Genomic DNA, 20,158 nt, shown 5'->3' with positions numbered 1-20,158 from the left:
AACGGAAACAGAAAAATCAGGAGAAATAATGCTAAAAAGTGGATTACGTTTTCTTTGCCGGATGGGGAGCTTACCCGAAAATACTTTTGCTGTGGCGGATTTCACCCTGCGGGAAGGGCTTTCTGACCTTTTTACCCTGAACCTGACGCTGGTTCAGTCTCAGCCTGACAATCCTTTCAAACCGAAGCCGGAAATCGATTTAGCCGCACTGTTGATGCAGGAAGCTGTATTACAGGTCTTCCACGGTGAAACGGAGCAACGCAAAATCACCGGGATTATTTCCCATGCCGACTGGTGCGGCACCGATGGCAACAAAACCCTGTATACCTTCACGGTACGTCCGTACCTCTGGCGACTCACGCTCAATCAGGACAGCCATATTTATCATCGCCAGAGTGTGCCGGATATCATGAATCTGTTGCTGAAAAAACACCATGTTCAGGCAGATTCACAGTTGGAAGATCCGCATCAGGGCAGGGAATACACCACCCAGAAACGGGAATCGGATTATGCGTTTTTTTGTCGGCTGGCCGCAGAAGAAGGTATCAGTTTCTGGTTTGAGGATGAAACGCTGTTTTTCAGTGACAGCCATTTGGGAATGACGGCTAACCTGCCTCTGCAATACCAGCCACAACCGGATACCGCTCACGGTCAGGATGTCATTTATCAGGTGCGCCTCGGTGTCGGCATGGCCCCGAAGCGCAGTATTCACCGCGATTATAACCCGGACAGGCCGCTTTCTCAGGTGTACCAACTGGAGAGCAGCCCGGAATATCAGGCAATGGGAACGATGACACCGTATACCATTTACGAGAGTTATGGCCGTTTTCAGCGGGAGGCCGAAGGTAAACCCTTCGTGAAATATCGGCACGAAGTGCTGAAAAACCAGACCCAAAGTGGTAGTGGCAACAGTAATTGCATCAAATTGATGCCGGGCAAAATCTTCGAAATCGAAAATCATCCCCACACGCCACTTAATACCCGCTGGCAGATTGTCGGGATAAGCCATCATGGTCGCTGCCCGCAGGCACTGGGAGACAATAGCGGCGAAGGCACAACACTGAGTAACGATTTCAGCTTTATTGATGGTTATGCCGACTGGCGGCCCCCTTTTCATTACAAACCACAGGCAGACGGTGATGAAAGTGCAACCGTTGTCGGGCCGGAAGGGGAAGAAATTTTTGTGAATAAAGACGGCGCGATAAAAGTGCATTTTCACTGGAACCGTTACGATAAAGCCGATGACAGCGCCTCCTGTTGGGTTCGTGTCGCTCAGGGCTGGAACGGTAACGGTTTTGGTTTTATGGCGATACCGCGTATCGGGCAGGAAGTGATTGTTTCTTATCTCAACGGCGATATTGATCGCCCGATAGTCACCGGCTGCGTTTATAACGGCCTGAACCGTCCCCCACTGGATTTACCTGCCGCTAAGACCCGCACCACGTTTAAGACCAAAACCCATAAAGGGGAAGGTTTTAATGAACTACGCTTTGAAGATGCCAAAGGCAGTGAGGAAGTGTTTATTCATGCGCAAAAAGACATGAAAAACCAGATACTCAATGATGAAACCAGCAATATTGGTCATAACCGCACACACCATATTAAAAATGATGCACATTTACGCGTTGATAATGAATACCGCGTACAGGCAAACAATGATATTTCGCTATCCACCGGGCAAAAGCTCCATATCAAGGCAGACGATGCGCTGTTAACGCAAAGTGGCAATGAAATTCACCTGAGTTCGGGTGCTAAGGTGGTGATTGATGCGGGGGCTGAACTGACCCTTCAGGCCGCCGGGCATTTCTTGAAAATCGATGCAGGCGGGATCACCAGCAGCGCTGTCGTTAACATGGGGAGTGGCGCACCGGGCAATGGCTCAGGCTGGGGCGGTAAGTTACCGGATAGGCTGGATAAGCTGTCACCTATTAATGTGGCTCAGGTAGAAAAAATTACCCCACCACCGGAAAAAATTTGCCTGTCCTGCTTAATGGAAGCGGCATCAACGGGTTCAGTGATGGTTATGAGGGGAGAATGATGACAGCCACATTAAAGGAAAAATGGGAAAAGTACCGGGAAACTTACCCGAAGATGAAATTATATGCGCTGGTAGACGGTTTACAGTATGAGCGGTGCTTTGATGATGAATTGACTTATCTTGAAGGTGCGAATAATCCGTTGTTCCGGCAATTCCCAGATGCGGAAATTGCGTTTGCCGGGCCGTGGTTGTTCGATATGAATCAAGCACAGGCATGGGAAGAAAAATTCTTACGGTTGGAAAACTCTGCACCCGCCGTTTCTTGGCTGTATTCAACACGGTCATTGGACAAACTGACCCGCCATCTTGAATCACAGTTAAATATCCGGTTAAAAACAGGCAAAACTGCATTATTGCGTTTTTACGATCCCCGCGTTCTGCACCAAATTCCGCATATTTTTACGCCAGAACAATTGATTGAGTTCACAAAAGATATTGAAGAGTGGAGTTATCAACTTGATAACAATCATCATGTTGTGAAAGGAAAATAATGGCTATGGACAAAAACAGTATTTCTTCCGTCTTCTCAGATTTGAAAAATAAAGTATCCAAAGGTATCGAGCAGCAACAAAAAAGTAAAGTTACCCATCCAACCAGCGTGCCCAATTGTGCGGGAAAAGTGGGTGATCCGGGCGTGAAATGTAATCAAAAATTCAGTCATCAGCTAAAATTATTACCGATTGAGAATCAGGTTAATGTGAGTAATGTGCCTTATGCCTATATTTCCATCCCCTCCAGAGGATTTGGTAAAACAAATGGCGAAGGTGAAACTGATCGTATTATGACTCGGCAACCGGAAGAAGTGACCGTACTGGTTGGCAAACTGGCTAAAAGTTATGAAAGAAGGGGCCGTAATTTTGGTTCATTGAAGGAACTTGAAGAAAGAAAAATCAGCCTGATTACGAATACAAATGAACCAACCACTGAGAAACCTTATATCAGTGGTTATGATTATATTACCGTAGTGGGTGCCAGAACGGCACCCTGGGATCCGAGTATAAAAGCTATTCCTAGAGGATTCAAAGAGTCACTGGGAAATCAGTACCGATTTATTAATAGTGGATTACATCAGTTACAGCTTTTTCCTAAAGCTAGTCAAGATCATGCTGTACAACGCATTATGGTGGTATTCCAGCAGGGATATACGCAAAAGGATATTGACAGGATTAATGACTATACAGAGAAATTAGGTGGTCGTATTATCTATGTGAAAAATAAACAAGGGCTTATCGATTTTCTAAATCAAAGAAAGGAAAAGAAAAGGCTCATTAAGGAGATGGTGTTTTTCTGTCATGGCATCATTGATTATGCCACGTTTCATTATCAGGGAGAGAATGTTGAAGAAGGACTTTTTGGATCAGAGGAAATTAAAAAGGTCTATGAATCAGTATTTGATTTTGATGCTAAAATAACAACCTACGCTTGTCGGGCGGGTATTTCAAAGTCTGGTGGGGATTTTACAGGAAAGGATGCGGGACAGGATAAAAGCCCCGCACAACTAATGGCGAATACCTGGGATGTTGAGGTCAAAGCATTTGAGAAACGATCCATTTATACAATAGTTTATGGGACAGGAAAGGAAATTAAAGATGCAGGAAGTTATGGAAAAGTGATGAGTAAATATCTAGCTGATATTGAAGCTTATAAAAAAGAGAAAGCAAAAGGCAATAAAAATGCAAAACCGCCAGAGAAACCTAAAGATTATGACATAATGCAAAAACGCAATCGAGATTTGAAAGAAAGAATGGATAATGAAAATAATGGTGGCGGTCCTATTGCTCCAAATGGTTCTTGGCATTTACCTGGCACAGCAAAAACTCCAGAAGGATTGAAGGTTGGTCTGCAAAATTATAAACCTATTGAGTGGAATACATGAAATTATGTAACTGGAAATTATTTATAGTAATATTTATTTTAATAGTTTTAATTTCAGTTTTATCGGGGGCTTATTATATGAATACGCAAAAATATCAGATGGCAGTTAATGTTTCAGTGTATGATGAAAACTCTATAGACTTTCCATCTAAAAAAGTATGGCTTGATGCTAGTATGTGGTTGACAACATCTCAGTATATTAAAATCAATGATTTTTTTCTGATTAATAAAAAATTTCCCCCTATTGAAGATTTAAATACTGTATATGTAACGACAGAATTACAGTTTGCAATTGACAGATTAGGAAATAGCTTTCCTGAGTTACAGACATTAAAAAACATGGATCCTTTGAAATTCTCTGATTTAATGAATAATAAAATGAGCTATGAATATATATATAGCCAGTTTGATCAGGAATCATTGAAACCAGAACAGGATATGTTTCTTATTTCATTTTTATATAATGGTAATAAATATGAAGTTAGAATGATAAGAGAAATATGTAATGGAAGTTATTTGTATAGTTCACTTGGTGGAATTTACAAAGAAGGCGGTTGGCATAAATCTAATATGGATTTTTTAACATATAGAGATTATCTTTCCGGAAAAATTGATTCATATAAGTAATAATTTTTAAAAGCTATAGCTGCTGGGTTTTCAATGTAATGAAAAATATATTTTACCAGCAACTATAGTGCTAACTATTGATCGGAGATATCATAAAAATGACGATAGAGCTTAATGAAGAACAATGGAATATACTAAAAAAACATTCATTCAATGCTTATATTGATGAATTAGTAGCGCATTGTAATGAATCCTATCCCTATCTTGATATAAAATTGGGTAAAGATGGCTTAAGATCAGCACTGAAAAATGCAGTAGGAAAAGCAAAAAACGAGGGTTTTGATCAACGAGGGGCTGTTCAGTTTTATATTGATATGCTTATTTTGTTTGGTACAGGATTTCAGACTGACCCGCAATATACATGGATAAAAACAAGCCTTGATAATCATGCCCATCTTGGGCAATTAGAAAAAACAAGTCTGCTTTATCATGAAATCACTCGATATTTGAATGAAGTGCATAGTGAGAAAGATGAACATCTGAAAGACAGTATATTTAAATTTCAAAATATCAATATTGAACGTTTAAATGTTCAATGGAATACCTATGGAATTAACATTGATGATATATTAAAACACTTATTCCCACAAAAACACAAATATATTAAACAGGATGATATCAAAAAGCTCATACAACTTGGTGTTGAAAAATCGAATCAATATGGAATAGAAAGTGCCAATCAATCTGCATTCTTAACGCTGATCATGTTTTTATTAGGGCATGAATTCGATCAGGATATTTTCTTGCCTCATTTAAATTCAAAATTGTTCAAGCAATATTATTCTGATGCTGACATGTTAATTATGGTAATGGAAAAACAGACAAAAGAGTACCTGAAAATATTTATTCAATAGTATAAAAATATGTTATCCGATTGTGTAGGGAATCAATATGCCAAATAAAGCTGTTATCCGATTAAACGATAAAACCGATCATGGTGGTAAAGTCATCACTGCCATTGATGGTTATGTTTATCAAGGTGTTCCTGTTGCAGGCAAAGGTGATTTAGTTATTTGTCCAAAATGTGAAGATACATTTCCGATAGTGGAAGGAAGTGAGACTTTAAAGTATCAGAACAAACAAATCGCCTTGGAAGGCATGCGTACAGCATGTGGTGCAAAACTGATTGCCAGCCAGAAAACCTTCTTTGCTTAGACACTGACGCGCTGCGCTTGTCTTCTCCGTATTACCGGGTTAATACATTAACCCAGTAATACAGAGATTGGAAAAAATATAACCGTTACTATCGATTATCTTTATATAACTGCACCAATTTTCACGGGATAACGGGGTAAATGACATATTTATTATATATTTCATTGCGTTACTCTATCCCATGTTATCCCAGCCTATCCCGTAACATCATGTCACTAATTTAAATCATTTAAAATTCAAATAAATTATAACCTACCAGAGAAAAATCTTTTTCGGGATAACTTCCACTGTCACAATATATCTTTATTTGTAATCACCTAATGTTACGGGATAGTGCGGGATAATACGGGATAAATAAAATATCTATAACTAACTGATATATTTTAAAATAAATCTTTCTTATCCCAATATCCCGTTATCCCAACGTTTTTTCCTCCTACGTGAGGTTAATCCTCATCCCTGAAAATCAACACCACAAATCGCCCCTGAGTGCCGTTAACAGAAATGGTTTTACTGATAAAGCGGTCTTTCTCCGCTTTAACCAACATTCCGGCCTCTTCTAAGGCTTCAAAGCCGGATTTCTTCTGTAACCCCTGCAATATTTCTGCTTCAAATACACTGGGGATAATGTGGTATTCCGCCTGTCCATCATGACGGCGGTTATGCACCAGATACCCGGCAAGATCGCTAATTCTCATGGCGTATGAAGTATCAATATCACCATTTGGCCTGCCGTAGGTATAAGGCTGAAAGCGTGACAGCCCGTATTTCTGGATAAAGTCACGAGTTCTCGTGATCATCTGATATTTTTCCCGGTTTCCGATGCCAAAATCAGCTAACCAGTCATCGAAACTTTGCTTTACCGCAGCATGACACGCATCTTTATTCCAGCCGGTGATATGGGTTGCCAGTTCTCCAACGGCATCCAGTAACGCAAAACGCACGGCAACGCGCTTGACTTGCGCTGAGGCTTCTTCTGGCAGGCCATCAAGCCACTCTTTTTCTTTACGGGCGGTCATTTCGATTGCCTGCTCCTGATATTCAGACAGCCATTGAACCCATGCCCGACCCGCTGCACCACAATAGCGTTTGGATTCACGTTTGATGGCTCTTGCGTGGGAATTGCCGTCTTCATAGCCATTGAAGCATTCTGTATCAATAAAGGGCACACTGAGCAGCCTGACAAGCTGTCCGGCTTTTGGGGTGATCCCGCCTTTTATCAGGAACGTTTCTAAATCTTCCTCACCCGTTGAAAGGGCTGCAATTTTCCAGCGAATTACAGCACGGTTCCCGCCTGCGTCCGCAACCTCGAAAGCTGAACAGGGATTTACATCAATGAAGGGAGTGTACCCAAAATGGTTTTCTTAATGTGCTATGGGTACACCTTAGTGGTACACGCCAATCATGCGCTACTGTGATTCGTTCTATAATGCCCTGATAGTAAAAAAGCCAGCTATAACAATGTATAGGCTGGCTTTATGATTTGTTGTAAATCGCTAAGAAATGTTATTCGATATTGAATCTATTCATTGAGTATCAGGCTTAAACCCGCATGAATACTGGATTGTTGTTATTCAATATTTTCTAGGGGTACACCCATGTGTACCCGTTAAATCAAGGTGTGCAAGATTTGATATTCTGTAAGTAGCTTATGCTTTCCAATAGAATGGCATGGATGGTAGCTGTATGAGTTTTACACAGGAATATTGAAATAGTGACACAGAGCATTAGTCAGTAGAGTCGGAGCTGCTGACCCTGCAATCTTGAGGCTACCGGAGTAGGCTTTGCCAATCATGTTGCCAATCCATCCACCAATTTTTTCACCAAAGTTATCTGATGAAGTTGGTGCAGGTAAATAGTCAACAATCTCTTTCAGTTCAGAAATATCATTATCTTCGATACCATAATCTTTTAGTTGGCGTTCAAGAGAATTAAAATCGCCTGCTGTAATGGTATTTTGTTGGTGTATCTCGCCAGTATTCCCCGCACCTATAGCACCAGCATTATTTACATTCCCATGGAAATTATTAATGTTATTTATAGTCATCCCTATAGCCTCATTTTTTTCTTCAGAAGAAAATAGCAATCCTTCACCTAGGATATTTTTGCTCTCAAGTTGCAACGCCCAATCTAAAATTCTTGATCTAATATTAGAAAACACGTTAATTATTTGAGCTGGATTAATACACCAAGCCACACGGAAATCTACACCACTTGTCTTTTGCAACAAGGTAGCCATAACGGGTGGTAAATCACTATATAGTATTGAGTCACTTTTAGAAAACTCAGTTAACATTGATACGGGGTTATTAATATGAACAGTGGTCAGTATTTCATAAAATTCCGTATTTAAATTTTCAGAATTACCAAATTGAGTAGGAATCCACCCAAAGTATGGATTGAATGCTTTAATTGGAGCACGTTTTAAAATTCTATAACTCGGAAGAACGTCAATCGATGGATATCCGTTTAACTCATGCTCTATCCACTCAGAAATATCCTGTAGACCAAGTTTGACTGATATCATTTTTGCCCTTGATAATAACTCTTCGATATCAGTTGAGCTTGAACTAGCCATATCCTGTAACTTAAGAACAGGTGAGTTATTCATTGATTATCCTCATTATGTTGTCAAGCTTATATTCTATCCATTAGCCCACCAATTGTAAGCATGGCATTGCTTGTATTTATCACAAATCTAACACTAACCACAAAGTAAAATAATCACTCTCCAAAAGACTATTTAATAGTGGTTTTTTACATCCTCATATAACGCAACCAATCGTACTCTAAGCCACGCAGGTATAATTTTGCGGCCTAGATAGGTTCATTTGGATCACGTCACTACATCACGCTCACGCCACGTAATCCCCACGAAATAAACGTAAACCCCACGTAAAACGCACTACACCGCACCCGCCTGCACGTTTTGGATCAAAAAGTTTTTTCAGATTTAAAATTCTACAAATCAAATCGCCAGACCTTGCCAGTACTGGCTGTGTGAGAAAAATCTCAAACTGAAATGAGTGAAAAGAATTTCAGCAAATTTCAGTTTTCTATTCGGTTGCATTCTGTGCGAGGAATTATATTACGTTGAAATAAAATGACTTTTCTATTTTACGTGAGATTTTTACTTGGGCGGAAACCCAACATAAAAACTGAAAAGCCAGCCTTTATGCGGGGTAGAGGGAAATGTAAACTGAAATTGTGTGAAAAATTTATTTTCACTGTTCCCGTTCTGTGCCTGACAATTCTGATACAGAAAGTGTTGATACTAATTCTTATATTGCTACAACTCTAATAAATGATTACTTGGATCTTGTTTCAACTTACTAGGGCGTATGGAATGTGAAAAACTCATGCTTAAAACGTATGTATGACCACATTCAACATCATTACAACAACAGTAAATCTCCGGTATGTTATCTAATCCTTCCCTTTTGATTTTTTTGATTGTTGCCTGCTCACCGCACTCTGGGCAATAAACTTTTAATACTTTCATTATCGATAACCCTCACATCAATTGCCTGCCAGAATAAAGTCAATTTAATACATACCTTTCCATTTTCAGTGGTAACACTGGTAACACTGGTAACAGCGTTGATTTAAAAGAGATTAATGTGTTACCACTCCAAAAAACGAACTGGTAACAAGTGGTAACAGCCTATTTTTGTTACCAGTTGTTGCCACTCGCAAAAATTGACTGGTAACAGTGATAAGCCTTGGTATGACTGGTTGTTACCAGTGTTACCACTGTTACACATTAAATATAAGACAGTCAGTTTTATCCTGATTATTCGGCAGAACCTAAGACGTCACTGTTAAATAAGTAAACCCGTTTAAGCCCTATTTCTGGTAGGCGTATACTCGTTTGTATCCTGCCGTCCTTGCCTGCTTCTAACCAACCTTTCTCAACACATAAGCGGGCCACTTTGCGCGAATCAAAGCCCTTGCATATCTCTTTCCATGCGGAGGACAAAACATAAAATTGAACAGTTGGATCTTGATTGCCAGTGCCTTTTTCAACACGACGAAAGCCCATCATATTGATAGGACGACTATTCTCATCGTACCAATCCGCAAAGCGGCTGAATTGGTTACGTGAAATAAAATCGGTCACTTGCTCCAATGCAGTAATGTCTTCCTGATTAGCAGTATGTCCGCGCTCTTTCATCCATGCGGCTAAACATTTCTCAGCCGCTGTATACGCTTCCCCTTGTTGCCAGCCTGTAATTCCTGCCCTTGTTGCAATTTCTCCTGCCATAGCAACAAGAGCAAAACGGGTAATTGCACGACCAACCTGATTACCTGCATTCTCTGGCATCATTTTTGCGGTATATTCTTTCAATAAGGCCTTAGCCGTTCCTGAGATAACCGTGAGATCATGAGTGAGATATTTCAGCCAATCGCGGAACGGTGAGCCATGATATTTAGTCACGGCGTGCTCAAGATATTCAGCCAGTGATTTACCGCTGGTAAATTGGTGCAACTCTTCAAAAACACCGTGTTTACCGGAATCACTCGGAATTTGGATCATACGGACTTCCACACCTGCATAAGTACGTTCACCCGCATTTGACGCATGTTCAACTAAAGAAAGTTCCCCTGTTGATAAGAAAAGTAAATTCCAGCGGTTGGTTTCTCTGACACTTCCATCTGTTTTCGCTCTGGCTTTCCCCTGACCATTTGCCAGCATATAGGCAATATTACCCGCCTCACGCCCGTCAACCTCTCTGATTTCGTCTAGCATTAATGTTGCATCATTACGGCGGCAGGCTGTACCTTCAAGTGCATTGCCGGTTGCCCGCCAGGTATACCAGTAATCCGTTCCGCCACAGACAGACGCAGCCACTTTCATTGTGGTTGTCTTACCATCCGTTGATTCACCTTTTAAATGATAGCCACCACCACCGACACCCACTAATTTAAGCAATGATGAGGCAAAGGCTAAACTTACGGAAAAGGCGAGCCTTGCGTTTCCTGTGCAATATTTACCGATATGCTCTCTCCATTCCTCACTGGTGCCTGAGACTCTAAAATCTTTTCCCTGAACACTGGAAGTTTGAAGAATAACGGAATCCGCACCTGTGCCGACAACTTCGTCTTGCAGAACATAGACATTACCGTGCCACCCGGTTTTATTGACACAAGTCACCTTTCTCTCTGGACGGCATAGTGAAATGTATTCCATCAAGTGTGCCCGTGCCTGCCCTGAAATATTGATGTAGGATAGGCCGTTGACCAAAAGCACCCGGCGTAATTCCTCACCGCTGCCGCTGAGCATTTCCATCGGCATAGCCCACTTACGGCAATTACCGTAAGTATCTTCCCATTCTAATAACCGTCCGTAATTACTACTGTCAGCATCACAGGTAATTGCCGTTACTTTTATCGGGCTGCTAATTTTGATGTTCCTGACTTCGGTATCACCATCCGATTTATTGACGAGTTTGTCGTACCATAAATATTCTTGAGTCAGGCGGAAGCCTTGCGGTAAATAGGTTTTATCTTTTCCGCAATAGGTCATTTCTTCAAAGAAAGCCTCTTTGACCTTGTTATCGCTGTTTTCCTGTCGGTAATCATCCCAATCCGCTTTATAGTGAGTCGGTGGCAATGTGACCCAACCATCTACCGCCTTAGCCGCTTTTTCTGCCCAGAGCTTGCCCGTATTTTCCTTGCCATCAATAAAATCGTTGTCGCCAGCAATGATGATTTTTGCCTGTGGCCACCGTTCTCTCAATTGTTGCGCGACTTTGACCAGATTAGTGGCAGCAACCGCCGCCACGATGAAAGAATCAATCACTTTTGACAGGCTTAATCCTGTAGCAAAACCTTCTGTAATCACCACCTGTTCAATGTTTTTATCCGTCTTATCTGCGACAATAATAAATGAACCTGAAAGCGCAGAACCGGATAGCAGGCTCTTTTCCCCTTTCGGGCTGATTAATTGCCCGCCTTTAATTGAAATTTGGTTATCAACTAATGGTAATAAAAGTGAGCCAATTGGAAAAATCATCTCACCTTGCGTATATTGTTGCTGCGTAATTAAATATTGATGATGAGTTAAGCCTTTATTTGAGAGATATTGGCTTTCCCCTGAAAGAGATAAACCTTTCAGTTTTTCAAATAATTCGATACCTTTTTGTGTGCCAGCCTTTTTTATTCTGGTTGGCATTATTTTTTTGAATTCAGGCAGGTGGAGTATTTTATTGATTTCAAAACATGCTGTTTTAACATCCTGACCTGTCACCAATTTAATTAAATCGAGTCCGTCACCGTTACCACAGTGATTACAAAACCACGTTCCTTTACCGTTTTTATCATCAAACCGAAAGCGATCTTTGCCTCCACATTTAGGGCAAGCACCGTGCCTGTTATTTTCAGGGACAGATACGCCTAAATTACTTAAAATATAATACCAGCGCCCGTTGGCTGCTTTAACGATATCCGTCACAGTAGGTATACTTGTTGGCATCGTTGAAATGTCAGGATAGTTTTGATTATTCATTATTTAATGTCCCTATTCATTAAGCTGCTTTCCTCAATAATGAGTTCAATTTTTTCCGATAAACACTCCATGACGGCTGCCATACCTTCGCCTGAAATATGCTTACCTGCGCTGTTGTTTAATAATTCAGCGAAGCATGCTGTCATTTGCGCTACTCTTAATAGCTCATTTTCTGCGGTAGCAGAAATGACGGCATTTTTATGGGGGGTATTTTTCATGATCAATGTCCTCTTTTTGGTTGCACAGGTAAACGACCTGCAAACAAGAGAACAAAATCATGAACGAGCAGCATTCTTGCGTTGTGTTCGTCTGGCGCGGTAGCCTCAATACGGCAGGGTTTAGCGGTAATATCAGAACGTTTGACGCACAGAAATAGAAATTTAAATTGAGTTTGGGTAGGGACTGCCATCATAAAGATGATCTCCATTCGATGATTCAAGCAATCACCGCCAGAGTTTCCACGCTCAATAGGGGCGGTGACGTTATCAGAGGTGGAAATACTGGCTCGAATGGATACCAGCCACCCTTTCGGGTGCTCCGATAACGCCACCATTGAATTCAGATAGGCGTAAGCCGCCATTAGATAGGCATTATTTACGACACAAAAAAAGACGCATGTGGCGTCTACTGTCGCCATTCGAGTATTCAGGTTTCCACGCCTGACGTTAGATTTTGCTAACGTTTTTCCAATATAGCCCAACCGATCAGACGGATGCAACCTTTTTATTTTCATGATTAAAATCAGCTTAAACTGCGAAGTTGATAGGAGTGAGAAAATAGCCCAGCCTAAACCGGGCAAAAGTGTTAACCTGCGGAAATTGCGGTAAACCAACGATTCTTCGTATTTTTAAGCCCATCAGAAAGATTGAATACTCTCGGTGAACTAATCGAAAACTTACTTTTCTTTCGGGAAAAGTGAGAACGGTTAATACTGAATTTTAATCTATCTGTTCCGACACTCGCAGGGCTGTCTGTCACAGCAAGGCCACCTAAATAGAAAATACCCCTACCTTGGAAATCCTCTTCAACCTCGATAGAACAAAATAATTTTTGCCCCTGTCTGTTATATTCCATGAGCTTTAGATTCGGTCTTAATCGTAAGTAAAGCCGTGATTTTCCATCAATGACATCGGTTCGAGCTGCGAGCACTTCCCCTAAATTATCAAGATTACGGTTATGCTCTTCCCAGATTAACGCGGTGTAATAATTGGTATCGTAGGTTTCTGCAATTTCATTCAGCCATTGTGCTTCGATAACACGCCTATCAATGGTTTGCCCCTCAGTCGCAACACAAATCCAAGTGGTCATTAACTGCGATTCACTCATAGCGAAAATACCCCCTCTTCAATGTGGATCGCATTTTCATCAACTGCGGCATACAGTTTTCCGTCTCCCAAGCCGTAGCCTTCATTACGCAAGTAACTGTGTTCGTATACTTTACGTTCCCCGACAAATTCAGCACGAAAACGTCGCGTACCTTGTTGGGTATAGATATGCAAATTATCTAATGTAGTCACAACCAATCGACGACCAGGCATAAACGGAGGAATGAGCGCAAAGCGCCCCGCAATGGTACTGAGAGCCATTTGGCTAGCTTGAATATCTGCCGCTTTATCTGAAGCATTAAATAATTTTTCTCTATACAGCGCCGCCAGTTCTGAACCGACTAATATCACTAAGCGCGGATCTTCGCGGAATTCTTCAGGTATTTTTTTGATGATGAGATAATTTGCGATAGCATCCAAATTTGGGAAATCCCCATTTTTGCCTAAAATAATTTTATCGGTGATCACTTGTGACCCCTGATTAAATTCTTTCGCTATTGCATGCCAACCTCTATTAACATCTTGCCCGCGTTTATACACATCGGGTTTAGTCGGAAATGCGCAGAATTCACCATTAAAACCGACTCTAATCATGTCTAACGATACTGTTTTAGAGAATAAGTCAGACATTACTTGAGTAAAGTGTTCATCATCACCACTGCCACTGTTGGCAATCAGTGACATTTGTTCATAGGAAATGGCGGCGCAGGTATCTGTTTCTTCTAAAGCATAAGGCACACTTTCCATACTGACACGTTTATGGAATCGTCCTTCGATTGCTCTTCCTGTATGGATGGTACTATCACCGAAGTTAATCGTGTCACCAGCTTCTTGGCTAACATCCGCTAAGGTCAATTTATTTAAAAACCAACTTGAATCTGAAATGGCTACACGTAATAAATTTTCAGAAGGTTGAGAAATAGAAAAAGTATCGCTGTGTTTATATTGATAATTGGCTCCGCGTGTAAAATTGGCATGAAAAACCTTAGCCGCTTCTGGAATGGCTGTAATGTACATAATCTTTTCCTTTTTTATTACATGAAATTTAATTTATCTTGTATTCTTTTTTTTGTATTAGACATGGCATCAACATATTCATCAGCAGTTAATATACACTTTAAATGAAAATTCTCTTTGCTATAATAAGTTTTATAGTAATCATTTTTACACACTGGATTATGAAATAACGTATGTTTTCTTGTTGTTACAGTGCATTTGTTGATTACGTCATTAAGGCAATGTCCTAATTTATCCATCTCTGATATAATTAATTTGCATGGGTGGTCATACTGCCAATTCATGTTAGACAGTAAAGAGTTCAAATATACCGTTTCCCGTGGGATAGACTCTAATAGTTCTTTTTTAAATCCGGTTATTTTCTCAGATAATAGCCATTCTATAACGGGATATAATAAACCATAGAGACCGTTAATTTTACAAAATCTATCTTTCTCACGTCTAACGGAATCTTTTTTTATTTCTACTGAGTCAAGCATATCAGAAATCCAAACTCGCGTGCTTAAATAATACCCATCGGGTTTGCTTATTTTACCGTTTTGAGCTTTATTTAATATATCAACCAAGCTTTTTAGTTCTTTTTCCATATTTTCAGCGTGCTTAGAATGGCTAGATACAAAATTTCGCCCACGTTTAATAAGAGATTTTATTTCTTCCACTGTGGGAATTAGATTATCAAATTGAAAGCCTGTTAGTTCAGTAAATTCTTTAATTTTATCTTTCATCTGTGCCAGTCTATATAATTCGATGATTCGAATAATAAATCCTGAGTCCTTACAGTTCTCTGTAAACGGTATGAACTTGTAATTAAAAATATATGATAGATTTTCATCTTTGAAAAATGATACTTCATTCATAACCTTTATCCTTTTTTGGTTATATATGGGTGTGAAAGTTCAACACCTATTTAATTGATGTTTTGGGGGTTGCTATTTATGTTGAATGAAATTTAATTTATCAATAAATTTATATAACTATATTGATTCTCTGCGTGATTTTTTATTTTCTACCCAGTTGCGTATTTCTGCTGCATCAAAGACAAAGAAACCATCCTCTAACTCAAAAGGTTGCGGTATCTTTTTATCCTTAACCCAACGGTGTAATGTTGAATCAGATATGCCCAGAAAATCAGCGGTATGGCGTTTACGTGCATTACCGATTTCAGGGTATGGGCTTGTATTTTTCATGCGTGGTTTTTTCTGCTTCGTCATGCTGCCCCTAGCCTCCCTATGTTATGCCTATCTCTGCTGTGACGTGTTTAGCGCATTCTAGAGGCTGAGAATTACGATATCCATCAAGAATGGAATCCATTGAAACAATTATCAAATCCATTGAAACTTTTTTAATCCATTGAAAAATTAGTCGAATAATGGAAGCTTGAAAATTATAGCCAAAATCTAAAAATGCAAAAATAATATATAAATATCAATCCATTATGTGGGTTTCTTATAATAATAGTGAGTAGGGTTGGCAAATCATGTCAACGCCATGTCATATATTGGCTAAGACCGGACAAAACCGGATAAAACCTGATAAAACTAAGTAACATTAGCCAATGTCGCCCGTTATTGCTCGTTACTGTCCATCACTGACCGCCATCATTTATCATCATTTATCATTATTGCTTACTGTGTAAGCAATAATATTCTCATGTAGGTTTATGATGATTTAACAGCCCATTGTTTAATGAGCTAACTACTCATCTTGTCCATTTAAATAGTAATCAGCATCGCTTAGTTTGTTAAAGAATGCGGATCGTCCAACCAAAACTAAAAAATCAGGCCTTTCCATATTTTTAACTAACTCTTTGATGTCATCGTATATGTGTTGTTTAATGGGATCGCCTATTGCGCCGTAATGGTCTGATGGCTGACAGCCGTTTATGCTTTTTTCTTGAAGCAGTAATACAAGCAATCCAATTAATTTATAAGTTCCTTTTTGCTCATCATTTTTTCGATATTGTCCCTGACCTTTTTTATTCTGTAGTGCTATTTCCTCAACTAATGCCCGTCCACCAAAGACCTTAATATACTCCTCCCATCCACCATTTTTTTTGTGCTCTTTGTATATATTGTCTAAAGCTTGCTCTATTCTTGATGCAATAACCTCTGGGATATTTTCTATTAAGCTCATATATTGATATGCAGCACCAAACACAATATCAGAGTCAATCACATCGCTTGTGTGTTTTCTTTTGTCCTGAAACAAGCTGAGGGAGTTCACATTACTTAAAATAGCACTTCTTACCTTACGAACATTTTCTGAATATTCTTCTGGTATGTTTGTCATTGATGTATAAGGATCTAATCCAAAGATTGAAAGGGCTACAGCATTAGGCGTCGCAGTTCCTTGTAAGGCAAATAGCTTTAATACATCAATTTCAGGTACTGTCATACAAATTTCCTTTTAATTTTTTCTATTGGAGTAATGTTGTAACCCTCGCCGTTCTCTAGCGTTATCAGCAAATCACACCATTGAGCTAACGCGGCTTTGCGTTCATCAAAGTAATCATGCCTGTTATAAATGCCCTCAACCCCTTTTATACGATGATTTAAACAACGTTCAGCCACAAACGGATCAACACCTAATGCGGCTAAGTGGGTTCTGGCGGTGCGTCTAAAGTCGTGAATCGTGAAGTTAGGGATGCTAGCAGGTAATGTACGTCTTACTTTGGCAAGTGCAACGGGTAGGGTGGTTTCCTGAATATGTGGGATCATGCGGTGTTGCATTTTTCTTGCTGGTAGAACGTACTGGCTACCACAAGACATTGGTTTTAATTCCATAAACCAATCGATAACTTGTGGACATAGAGGAATATCTACCGCATCACCGTTTTTGCTACGTTCTGCTGGAAAATGCCAAATACCATTAGCAAAATCGAATTCCTCCCAACGAGCAGCGCATAGCTCCATTTTGCGCAAACATAGAGCAAGTAGTATCTTAAAGCTGATTTCATTCTGGCGGCTGATTGTAGATGTTCTGAACGCTCTCAGAACAATGATTAGTTCTTCTCTGGTTAACCATCTATCGCGTGATACTTCTTTCCCGCCTGCATCCGCAACTTCAAACGCTGAACAGGGGTTAACATCAATGATCTGACGCCTGATACCATAATCAAATATGCGTCTGACCCATCTGAGAACATCTGTTGCTATGGTTGGTGCGCCTCTATCAACGATGCTTTTTAGTATTTCATCAATATGGAAGGGTTTAACATCCTCGATCTTCATGTCACCGATACGCGGGTTAATATCTTTATCTATACGTCTGCGTAATATGTCGGGGTGTTTCCAGCGAGGAAGTATCTGGCGCTCGAAGTACTCGGCTGCTAGGTCTGAAACTTTGATAGCATTCTTTTCAGCTTCAATTTTTGCCAGTGCTTCGGCTTTGCGTTCCTGTTTCTCCATCGCAACGTCATAGCCTAGTGACACACGGGCAGATAATTCTTTTGTTATCTCTCTGGCTTTAGCAAGGGATATATCAACATATGAACCAAGCAATACGGATCTGCGTTTACCCGCAAATTTATACCTGAAACGCCATACAGGAATTTTATAGTTTTCTCTATAGCTCAGATATAAGCCATTCCCGTCTGTTCTACCTTCGAATCTTTCCCCTGACTTTATCCATGCCCTGATCTGCTTATCTGTGAGTTTTGGCATTGAGTTATCTCCCATTACTAAGTAGGGTACACCTAAAATAATTTCTAACATCCAAGGTGTACACCTAGGTGTACCCAATAATCATGCGCTATTGTGATTCGCTCTGCAATGCTCTGATAGTAAAAAAGCCAGATATAACAATATATATCTGGCTTTATGATTTTCTCTGAAATGCTAAGAAACACTATTCAATATTTTGAATCTGCTCGCGCATCTGTTCAATCAGCACTTTCAACTCAATTGCAGAATTCGTCACATTGGCATTAATTGATTTTGAAGCCAATGTATTCGATTCGCGGTTAAATTCCTGCATCATAAAATCCAGTCGGCGGCCGACGGCTTCTTTTTTCTTCAGGATATTACGTGTCTCTTTAATGTGGGCATCCAGACGATCTAATTCTTCTGCCACATCAATACGCTGAGCCAATAAAAGTAGTTCCTGCTCCAGACGATTATTCTCCAACTGAATTTGTGCTTCTTCCAGTTTGGTCTGTAAGCGCTCTCGCTGCCATTGCAGGATTGCTGGCATTTGTTGACGAACTTTAACCACTTCCACGGTTACTGCATCTAAACGCTGTTCAATCAGTGCCTTGAGCTCTTGCCCTTCAGTTTCACGGCTCTGGATAAAGGCATCCAGTGTCAGATCCAATTCCGCCAGCAATTGTGTACTGATGGCATCCAAATCTTGATCTTCTGCGGACATCACGCCTGGCCAGCGTAGGATATCCACTGGATTAATTTCACCTTCACTGCTTTGTTGTTTAACCCAATTTGCTGCTTCGACCAGTTGTTTTGCCAACTTTTCATTCAGAATCAAGGAGCTTTGGGCACTGACATCCAGCTCAAAACGCAGGTTGCACTCCACTTTGCCACGCGTCAGGCGGGAACGAATGCGCTCACGGATGACAGGCTCAAGGCTTCTGAATTGTTCTGGCAGGCGAATATAGGTTTCCAAGTAACGCTGATTGACGGAACGCAGCTCCCATGCTGCATTCCCCCAGTCTCCCTTGATATCTCGCCGCGCAAAAGCGGTCATGCTACGGATCATAATTCGTTCCCAATTTACAAAATGATGGACGGATTATAACGCCCCGTGTAGATGCAGGATAGGCATTCGCCACTTTAGACCGTATAATGCGCCCCCAATAATGTATTAACAACGGAGATCACATTATGAGCTTAGTAGGAAAGCGTCCAGCAGGAAGAACAGCGGCGCAGATGCGTCCTATTAAAATGACCCGTCATTACACCAAACACGCAGAAGGATCTGTTTTGGTGGAATTTGGGGATACCAAAGTGTTATGTAATGCCTCCGTTGACGAAGGAATTCCACGTTTTCTGAAAGGTCAGGGGCAGGGTTGGATCACTGCTGAATATGGTATGTTGCCACGGGCAACCAATAGCCGTAATGCCCGTGAAGCTGCTAGAGGCAAGCAAACGGGCCGTACGATGGAAATCCAGCGCCTGATCGCACGTTCATTGCGTGCTGCCGTCGATTTGAAAAAGCTGGGTGAATTTACCATTACGCTGGATTGTGATGTGATTCAAGCGGATGGTGGTACCCGTACCGCAGCTATTTCTGGTGCTTGTGTGGCATTGGTTGATGCTCTGAATAAGTTAGTTGCAGATGGCAAACTGAAAGCAAGCCCACTGAAAGCGATGGTGGCGGCAGTGTCTGTTGGAATCGTTGAGGGTGAAGGACGTTGCGATCTGGAGTACGTTGAAGACTCTGCGGCTGAAACTGACATGAATATCGTCATGATGGATGACGGCAGAATGATTGAAGTGCAGGGCACGGCAGAAGGTGAACCCTTCAGTCATGATGAGTTGCTCTCACTGCTCTCATTGGCAAAAGAGGGATTGGAAACTATTTTCGAAGCGCAGCGAGATGCGTTAGAACAAGATCCATTAAAATAATAAATGAAGCAGGCGACTTAATGAGTCGCCTTTT

Annotated in this window: 20 protein-coding genes; 7 read left to right on the top strand and 13 right to left on the bottom strand. The window is 40.7% G+C overall.

Annotated elements, in window-relative coordinates; all coding sequences use genetic code 11:
- The first annotated feature begins 28 nt into the window (after nucleotides 1-28).
- From PSI14_RS08300 to PSI14_RS08275, 6 genes are all read left to right on the top strand, one after another.
- Nucleotides 29-2,038 carry a type VI secretion system Vgr family protein gene (locus PSI14_RS08300; RefSeq protein WP_273575470.1) on the top strand — a complete coding sequence of 670 codons (2,010 nt, stop codon included), beginning with the start codon at nucleotides 29-31 and terminating at the stop codon, nucleotides 2,036-2,038.
- A complete protein-coding gene (locus PSI14_RS08295) occupies nucleotides 2,038-2,529 on the top strand; it encodes a DUF4123 domain-containing protein (RefSeq protein WP_273575469.1) in 492 nt (163 codons plus the stop codon). The genes PSI14_RS08300 and PSI14_RS08295 overlap by 1 nt, the downstream gene beginning before the upstream one ends.
- Nucleotides 2,529-3,914, top strand: coding sequence for a hypothetical protein (locus PSI14_RS08290; RefSeq protein WP_273575468.1), 1,386 nt, complete (start codon nucleotides 2,529-2,531; stop codon nucleotides 3,912-3,914). Before PSI14_RS08295 ends, PSI14_RS08290 begins: the two co-directional genes overlap by 1 nt.
- Before the next feature lie 77 nt (nucleotides 3,915-3,991).
- The gene (locus tag PSI14_RS08285) at nucleotides 3,992-4,540 is read left to right on the top strand and encodes a hypothetical protein (protein WP_273575467.1); all 549 of its coding nucleotides are present in this window, start codon (nucleotides 3,992-3,994) and stop codon (nucleotides 4,538-4,540) included.
- 98 nt (nucleotides 4,541-4,638) lie between these two features.
- On the top strand, nucleotides 4,639-5,394 hold the full coding sequence (locus tag PSI14_RS08280; RefSeq protein WP_273575466.1) for a hypothetical protein: 756 nt from the start codon (nucleotides 4,639-4,641) through the stop codon (nucleotides 5,392-5,394).
- A 37-nt stretch (nucleotides 5,395-5,431) separates the two neighbouring features.
- On the top strand, nucleotides 5,432-5,695 hold the full coding sequence (locus PSI14_RS08275) for a PAAR domain-containing protein (RefSeq protein WP_273575465.1): 264 nt from the start codon (nucleotides 5,432-5,434) through the stop codon (nucleotides 5,693-5,695).
- Between the two features lie 446 nt (nucleotides 5,696-6,141).
- On the opposite strand, the gene PSI14_RS08270 is transcribed toward PSI14_RS08275, so the two are convergent.
- From PSI14_RS08270 to PSI14_RS08210, 13 genes are all read right to left on the bottom strand, one after another.
- On the bottom strand, nucleotides 6,142-6,864 hold the full coding sequence (locus tag PSI14_RS08270; protein ID WP_273575464.1) for a hypothetical protein: 723 nt from the start codon (nucleotides 6,862-6,864) through the stop codon (nucleotides 6,142-6,144).
- A gap of 524 nt (nucleotides 6,865-7,388) precedes the next feature.
- Nucleotides 7,389-8,306 (bottom strand): AbiTii domain-containing protein, encoded by a 918-nt coding sequence (locus tag PSI14_RS08265; RefSeq protein WP_273575463.1) that lies wholly within the window; start codon nucleotides 8,304-8,306, stop codon nucleotides 7,389-7,391.
- A gap of 678 nt (nucleotides 8,307-8,984) precedes the next feature.
- A complete protein-coding gene (locus PSI14_RS08260; RefSeq protein ID WP_086109932.1) occupies nucleotides 8,985-9,197 on the bottom strand; it encodes an ogr/Delta-like zinc finger family protein in 213 nt (70 codons plus the stop codon).
- A 291-nt stretch (nucleotides 9,198-9,488) separates the two neighbouring features.
- On the bottom strand, nucleotides 9,489-12,170 hold the full coding sequence (locus tag PSI14_RS08255; RefSeq protein WP_370688837.1) for a DUF927 domain-containing protein: 2,682 nt from the start codon (nucleotides 12,168-12,170) through the stop codon (nucleotides 9,489-9,491).
- Nucleotides 12,171-12,202: 32 nt separating this feature from the next.
- Nucleotides 12,203-12,421: a hypothetical protein gene (locus tag PSI14_RS08250; RefSeq protein ID WP_086109934.1), complete on the bottom strand. Its 219-nt coding sequence runs from the start codon at nucleotides 12,419-12,421 to the stop codon at nucleotides 12,203-12,205.
- Nucleotides 12,422-12,423: 2 nt separating this feature from the next.
- Nucleotides 12,424-12,936, bottom strand: a complete 513-nt coding sequence (locus PSI14_RS08245) for a host cell division inhibitor Icd-like protein (protein ID WP_273575461.1) — start codon at nucleotides 12,934-12,936, stop codon at nucleotides 12,424-12,426.
- Nucleotides 12,937-13,007: 71 nt separating this feature from the next.
- Nucleotides 13,008-13,529 carry a GPO family capsid scaffolding protein gene (locus tag PSI14_RS08240; RefSeq protein ID WP_273575460.1) on the bottom strand — a complete coding sequence of 174 codons (522 nt, stop codon included), beginning with the start codon at nucleotides 13,527-13,529 and terminating at the stop codon, nucleotides 13,008-13,010.
- Complete coding sequence (locus PSI14_RS08235; protein ID WP_273575459.1) at nucleotides 13,526-14,545, bottom strand: P2 family phage major capsid protein; 1,020 nt, start codon at nucleotides 14,543-14,545, stop codon at nucleotides 13,526-13,528. The genes PSI14_RS08240 and PSI14_RS08235 overlap by 4 nt, the downstream gene beginning before the upstream one ends.
- A gap of 17 nt (nucleotides 14,546-14,562) precedes the next feature.
- Entirely contained in the window at nucleotides 14,563-15,402 is an 840-nt protein-coding gene (locus tag PSI14_RS08230) for a hypothetical protein (RefSeq protein WP_273575458.1), read from the bottom strand.
- A 117-nt stretch (nucleotides 15,403-15,519) separates the two neighbouring features.
- Entirely contained in the window at nucleotides 15,520-15,756 is a 237-nt protein-coding gene (locus tag PSI14_RS08225; RefSeq protein WP_086109938.1) for a helix-turn-helix transcriptional regulator, read from the bottom strand.
- 484 nt (nucleotides 15,757-16,240) lie between these two features.
- A complete protein-coding gene (locus tag PSI14_RS08220) occupies nucleotides 16,241-16,939 on the bottom strand; it encodes a hypothetical protein (RefSeq protein WP_273575457.1) in 699 nt (232 codons plus the stop codon).
- Nucleotides 16,936-18,207: a tyrosine-type recombinase/integrase gene (locus PSI14_RS08215; RefSeq protein ID WP_273575456.1), complete on the bottom strand. Its 1,272-nt coding sequence runs from the start codon at nucleotides 18,205-18,207 to the stop codon at nucleotides 16,936-16,938. Before PSI14_RS08215 ends, PSI14_RS08220 begins: the two co-directional genes overlap by 4 nt.
- Before the next feature lie 184 nt (nucleotides 18,208-18,391).
- Nucleotides 18,392-19,255, bottom strand: coding sequence for a YicC/YloC family endoribonuclease (locus PSI14_RS08210; protein WP_273575455.1), 864 nt, complete (start codon nucleotides 19,253-19,255; stop codon nucleotides 18,392-18,394).
- 125 nt (nucleotides 19,256-19,380) lie between these two features.
- Between PSI14_RS08210 and rph the strand changes: the two genes are divergently transcribed.
- Entirely contained in the window at nucleotides 19,381-20,124 is a 744-nt protein-coding gene (gene rph, locus PSI14_RS08205; RefSeq protein WP_273575454.1) for a ribonuclease PH, read from the top strand.
- Nucleotides 20,125-20,158 lie beyond the last annotated feature (34 nt).

The sequence above is a fragment of the Xenorhabdus anantnagensis genome (assembly GCF_028598555.1).
GTDB lineage: Bacteria > Pseudomonadota > Gammaproteobacteria > Enterobacterales > Enterobacteriaceae > Xenorhabdus > Xenorhabdus anantnagensis.
This window is presented reverse-complemented; position numbering and strand designations above follow the sequence as displayed.

What these genes read in the sequence shown, in the direction of transcription:
- PSI14_RS08215 (WP_273575456.1), bottom strand. Translation starts at nt 18,207, where the DNA reads ATGCCAAAACTCACAGATAAGCAGATCAGGGCATGGATAAAGTCAGGG.
- PSI14_RS08210 (WP_273575455.1), bottom strand. Translation starts at nt 19,255, where the DNA reads ATGATCCGTAGCATGACCGCTTTTGCGCGGCGAGATATCAAGGGAGAC.
- PSI14_RS08255 (WP_370688837.1), bottom strand. Translation starts at nt 12,170, where the DNA reads ATGCCAACAAGTATACCTACTGTGACGGATATCGTTAAAGCAGCCAAC.
- PSI14_RS08290 (WP_273575468.1), top strand. Translation starts at nt 2,529, where the DNA reads ATGGCTATGGACAAAAACAGTATTTCTTCCGTCTTCTCAGATTTGAAA.
- PSI14_RS08245 (WP_273575461.1), bottom strand. Translation starts at nt 12,936, where the DNA reads ATGAAAATAAAAAGGTTGCATCCGTCTGATCGGTTGGGCTATATTGGA.
- PSI14_RS08220 (WP_273575457.1), bottom strand. Translation starts at nt 16,939, where the DNA reads ATGACAGTACCTGAAATTGATGTATTAAAGCTATTTGCCTTACAAGGA.
- PSI14_RS08300 (WP_273575470.1), top strand. Translation starts at nt 29, where the DNA reads ATGCTAAAAAGTGGATTACGTTTTCTTTGCCGGATGGGGAGCTTACCC.
- PSI14_RS08225 (WP_086109938.1), bottom strand. Translation starts at nt 15,756, where the DNA reads ATGACGAAGCAGAAAAAACCACGCATGAAAAATACAAGCCCATACCCT.
- PSI14_RS08235 (WP_273575459.1), bottom strand. Translation starts at nt 14,545, where the DNA reads ATGTACATTACAGCCATTCCAGAAGCGGCTAAGGTTTTTCATGCCAAT.
- PSI14_RS08265 (WP_273575463.1), bottom strand. Translation starts at nt 8,306, where the DNA reads ATGAATAACTCACCTGTTCTTAAGTTACAGGATATGGCTAGTTCAAGC.
- PSI14_RS08280 (WP_273575466.1), top strand. Translation starts at nt 4,639, where the DNA reads ATGACGATAGAGCTTAATGAAGAACAATGGAATATACTAAAAAAACAT.
- PSI14_RS08230 (WP_273575458.1), bottom strand. Translation starts at nt 15,402, where the DNA reads ATGAATGAAGTATCATTTTTCAAAGATGAAAATCTATCATATATTTTT.
- PSI14_RS08240 (WP_273575460.1), bottom strand. Translation starts at nt 13,529, where the DNA reads ATGAGTGAATCGCAGTTAATGACCACTTGGATTTGTGTTGCGACTGAG.
- rph (WP_273575454.1), top strand. Translation starts at nt 19,381, where the DNA reads ATGAGCTTAGTAGGAAAGCGTCCAGCAGGAAGAACAGCGGCGCAGATG.
- PSI14_RS08285 (WP_273575467.1), top strand. Translation starts at nt 3,992, where the DNA reads ATGAATACGCAAAAATATCAGATGGCAGTTAATGTTTCAGTGTATGAT.
- PSI14_RS08250 (WP_086109934.1), bottom strand. Translation starts at nt 12,421, where the DNA reads ATGAAAAATACCCCCCATAAAAATGCCGTCATTTCTGCTACCGCAGAA.
- PSI14_RS08295 (WP_273575469.1), top strand. Translation starts at nt 2,038, where the DNA reads ATGACAGCCACATTAAAGGAAAAATGGGAAAAGTACCGGGAAACTTAC.
- PSI14_RS08260 (WP_086109932.1), bottom strand. Translation starts at nt 9,197, where the DNA reads ATGAAAGTATTAAAAGTTTATTGCCCAGAGTGCGGTGAGCAGGCAACA.
- PSI14_RS08275 (WP_273575465.1), top strand. Translation starts at nt 5,432, where the DNA reads ATGCCAAATAAAGCTGTTATCCGATTAAACGATAAAACCGATCATGGT.